Annotated in this window: 4 protein-coding genes; 3 read left to right on the plus strand and 1 reads right to left on the minus strand. The window is 72.0% G+C overall.

All coding sequences use genetic code 11. The features are described from left to right. Positions 1-166: 166 nt before the first annotated feature. The 3 genes from fdhD to purU all read left to right on the plus strand — a co-directional run bounded on the left by fdhD (position 167) and on the right by purU (position 3,076). Positions 167-991 carry a formate dehydrogenase accessory sulfurtransferase FdhD gene (fdhD, locus tag CQZ88_RS23535; RefSeq protein WP_006946513.1) on the plus strand — a complete coding sequence of 275 codons (825 nt, stop codon included), beginning with the start codon at positions 167-169 and terminating at the stop codon, positions 989-991. Positions 992-1,284: 293 nt separating this feature from the next. Then, positions 1,285-2,145, plus strand: a complete 861-nt coding sequence (locus CQZ88_RS23540) for a class I SAM-dependent methyltransferase (protein WP_102800393.1) — start codon at positions 1,285-1,287, stop codon at positions 2,143-2,145. Positions 2,146-2,188: 43 nt separating this feature from the next. Continuing rightward, positions 2,189-3,076 (plus strand): formyltetrahydrofolate deformylase, encoded by an 888-nt coding sequence (purU, locus tag CQZ88_RS23545; protein WP_102800394.1) that lies wholly within the window; start codon positions 2,189-2,191, stop codon positions 3,074-3,076. A gap of 23 nt (positions 3,077-3,099) precedes the next feature. On the opposite strand, the gene CQZ88_RS23550 is transcribed toward purU, so the two are convergent. Further along, positions 3,100-4,021, minus strand: a 922-nt coding sequence (locus CQZ88_RS23550; protein ID WP_180987073.1) for a molybdopterin-dependent oxidoreductase, incomplete at its 5' end; no start/stop codon positions are given.

Here is a 4,021-nt window from a genome sequence, read left to right on the forward strand (position 1 = left end):
TCGACCACGTCGCCCGCAAGTCCAACACCCCCGTGTCCAAGGCCGTCACCATCCGCCTCGAAGCCCACACCCCTCGGCGCGAGGGCGCCGCGGCACCGGGCACGGCGCCCGGCCGGCCTTCCCCCGGATCACCCGGGCGAGGCGAACTGGTGCACCGGAGCGTCGCATGGGACGAGTAACCACCCGCACCCGCATCACCCGCATCCACGCGAACCGACAGTCGACACGCCCGGATACCGTGGTCGTCGAAGAGCCCCTCGAACTCCGGGTCAACGGCACCGCGCTGGCGGTGACCATGCGCACCCCCGGCTCCGACATCGAACTCGCCCAAGGCTTCCTGCTCACCGAAGGCATCGTCGGCGACCGCGGCGACATCGCCGCGATCCGCTACTGCCACAGCACCGACGAGAACGGCCGCAACACCTACAACGTCCTCGACATCGACCTCGCCCCCGGCGTCGCACTGCCCGAGACCGGCATCGAGCGCAACTTCTACACCACCTCCTCCTGTGGGGTGTGCGGCAAGGCCTCCCTCGACGCGATCCGCCAACGCACCCGCCACGCCCCGGCCGACGACCCCGTCGTCGTCGACCCCACCGCCCTGTCGGGCATGCCGCACACCCTGCGCGAGGCGCAGAAGGTGTTCGACCGCACCGGCGGCCTGCACGCCGCCGGCCTGTTCACCGCCACCGGTGACCTGCTCGCCCTGCGCGAGGACGTCGGCCGGCACAACGCCGTGGACAAGATCGTCGGCTGGGCCACCGAAAACCACCGCATCCCCGCCCGGGGAACGGTCCTGCTCGTCAGCGGCCGCGCCTCCTTCGAACTCGCCCAGAAGACGGTCATGGCCGGCATCCCCGTCCTCGCCGCCGTCTCCGCACCGTCCTCACTCGCCATCGACCTGGCTGACGAATCCGGGCTGACCCTGGTCGGTTTCCTGCGCGAGGACACCATGAACATCTACACCCACCCTCATCGAATCGGGGTGTGAGCAATCCGCAGGGTGCCCGTCCCCTCCGGGGAGCACGTGAAGGCCGCCGCGCCGCGCTCGTCGCACGGGCGCGAGCGGGCTGTTGTGGTGGCGAGCGGGCGGTTCCTGAGCCCTCCCCTCGCGGTTCGCCGCGAAATCCACCCGCTCGACGCGGGATGTACCCGCTCGACGTCCCGGGTGCTCGCCATTCAGCATTCGGAACTGAAACGTTCGGAACTGCAATAAGGTATCGGCTGCACTCCCGCTGGGCATCCGAGGTTCCGTCCTCGGATTCGAGAACCCGAGGACGAGGCATGACCGACGCAGTGGACGAGACGGCACGGCTCGCGAGCACCTTCGACGACGCGAGCGGCGACTTCGACCGGCTCACCCCGACGGTGTGGGGCCCGGCGGGGCAGGCGCTGGTCTTCCAGCTCGGGCCCGGTCCCGACGCGACGGTGCTGGACGTGTGCTGCGGCGCCGGCGCCTCGGCGCTGCCCGCCGCCGCGGCGGTGGGACCGACCGGCCGGGTCCACGCGATCGACATCGCCGACGAACTGCTCGAGCTCGGCCGGCTCGTCGCCGCCGAGCGGGCGCTGCAGAACATCGACTTCGTGTGCGCCGACGCCACCACGTGGGAACCGCCGTCCGCGGTCCCGGAGGCCGGGTACGACGCGCTCGCCATCTCCTACGGCGTGTTCCTGCTGCCCCACATGGACGCCACGTTCGACCGCCTGGTCGGCCTGGTCCGGCACGGCGGCCGGATCGGCGTCACCGTGTGGCGGGCCGGGGCGATGGAGGAGATCAGCGCGACGCTGTTCGACGTCGTCGGCCGCCGCAACCCGGCGGTGGCGGGCCGGCCGTCGCTGCGCGACCGGACACCGCTGCACGCGATCGATCTGCCACGCACCCTCGAGGCGTGGCTCGCGGCCGCCGGCACCCACTCGGTGGAGGTACGCACCCTGTCGAATCTGCTGCCCGCCACCGAGGAACTGTGCTGGACGTTGGTGACCGCGACGGGCCTGCGGGCAGCCCTGGCCGGGCTCGACGCCGACGCGGTCGCCGCGGTGCGCGCCGAGTTCCTGGCGGCCGTCACCGAGCGCGGCATCCACACGATCGACGCGACGACCCTCGTCGGGACCGCCACCGTCCGGCGGCCCCCGGCGACGGTGTGACCGGCCGGAACGACCCGGATGCACACCTGAGACACTGGACGGCATGACCTCCGCTGCCTCGTCCGACGACCGTCGGTATGTACTGTCACTGGGCTGCCCCGACGCCACCGGCATCGTCGCCCGCATCTCGACCTTCCTCGCGGACGTGGGCGGCTCGATCGTCGAAGCCGGCTACCACGCGGACCCCGACAGCGGCTGGTTCTTCACTCGTCAGGCGGTGCGTGCCTCCTCCATCCCGCTCGGCCTCGACGAACTGCGTGAGCGGTTCGCGACCGTCGCGGCGGAGCTGGGCCCGGAGACCGAGTGGACGCTGCAGGACACCGGCGAGACCAAGCGGGTGGTGCTCCTCGTCAGCAAGGAGGGCCACTGCCTGCACGACATCCTCGGCCGGGTGGCCGCCGGCGAGCTGAACGCGGAGATCTGCGCGGTCGTGGGGAACCACCCCGACCTCGAGCGGGTGACCCGCCGGCACGGCATCGACTTCCACTACGTGTCCTTCCCCAAGGACCCGGAACAGCGCGGGCCCGCGTTCGAGCAGGTGCGCAAGCTCGTCGACGTGCACGATCCGCACGCCGTCGTGCTGGCGCGGTTCATGCAGATCCTGCCGCCCGAGCTGTGCGAGCACTGGGCGGGCCGGGCGATCAACATCCACCACAGCTTCCTGCCGTCGTTCATCGGCGCACGCCCCTACCATCAGGCCTTCGCGCGCGGCGTGAAGCTGATCGGCGCGAAGTGCCACTACGTGACCCCCGAGCTGGACGCCGGCCCGATCATCGAGCAGGACGTGGTGCGCGTCGGTCACGCCGACACGGTCGGCGACATGGTGCGCCTCGGCCGCGACGTCGAGAAGCTGGTGCTGGCCCGCGGTCTGCGCTGGCACCTCGAGGACCGGGTGCTGGTGCACGGCAGCAAGACCGTCGTCTTCAGCTGACGTCCCGTTCCGGGGCGCGCCCGTCACCCGACCGTGACGGTGCGGCTGTGCCAGCCGGTGGCGCCGTCGGGGACGGGCGGGCGACGCTGCTCGTCCTGCACCCGGCCCTCGCCGTCCGTCGCCCGCACCTCGAGCACGTGCGTACCGGGCGTCGCGTCCCACCGCCACGTCCACTGCCGCCACGTGTCGAGGGAGTACTCCTCGGCGAGCACGGCGTCGTTCCAGGGGCCGCCGTCGACCCGGACCTCGACGCGGTCGATGCCGCGATGCTGCGCCCACGCGGTACCGGCGACGATCACGGGCCCGGGTTCGAGCCGGCCGAACGCGGCGGGGACGTCGATGCGCGAGGCCGTCCGGACGGGGGCCTTCTCCGCCCAGCCGCGCCGCGTCCAGTAGGCCTCGGCCCGGTCGAAGCGGGTCAGTTCCCAGTCGACGACCCACTTGGTGGCGGAGACGTACCCGTACAGGCCCGGCACCACCTGCCGGGCCGGGTATCCGTGTTCGAACGGCAGCGGCTCGCCGTTCATCGCGACGGCGAGCAGGGCGTCGCGGCCGTCGAGGACGGCATCGACGGGGGTGCCGCAGGTGAAGCCGTCGACGCTGGTGGACAGGAGCATGTCGGCGTCGGGGCGGACCCCGGCCCGCGCGAGCAGGTCGCTCATCCGGTATCCGATCCAGCGGGCGTTGCCGGCCAGGTCGCCGCCCACCTCGTTGGACACGCAGGTGAGCGTGAGGATCCGTTCGACGGGTTCGAACGCGGCCAGATCGTCCCAGGTCAGCGTCACCTCCCGTTCCACCATCCCGTGGATGCGCAGGCGCCAGTCGGCGGTGCGCAACCGCGGCACCCGGAGCGCGGTGTCGATGCGGTAGAACTCCGCCGGTGAGGTGAGGAAAGGGGTGGCCCCGGGGACCGTCACCTCGGTGCCGGCCGGCACGGATGCGGCG

The organism is Rhodococcus sp. ENV425, assembly GCF_002887785.1.
GTDB lineage: Bacteria > Actinomycetota > Actinomycetes > Mycobacteriales > Mycobacteriaceae > Rhodococcus > Rhodococcus aetherivorans.

Coding starts and splice junctions, on each gene's coding strand:
- fdhD (WP_006946513.1), top strand. CDS start 167: ATGGGACGAGTAACCACCCGCACCCGCATCACCCGCATCCACGCGAAC.
- CQZ88_RS23540 (WP_102800393.1), top strand. CDS start 1,285: ATGACCGACGCAGTGGACGAGACGGCACGGCTCGCGAGCACCTTCGAC.
- purU (WP_102800394.1), top strand. CDS start 2,189: ATGACCTCCGCTGCCTCGTCCGACGACCGTCGGTATGTACTGTCACTG.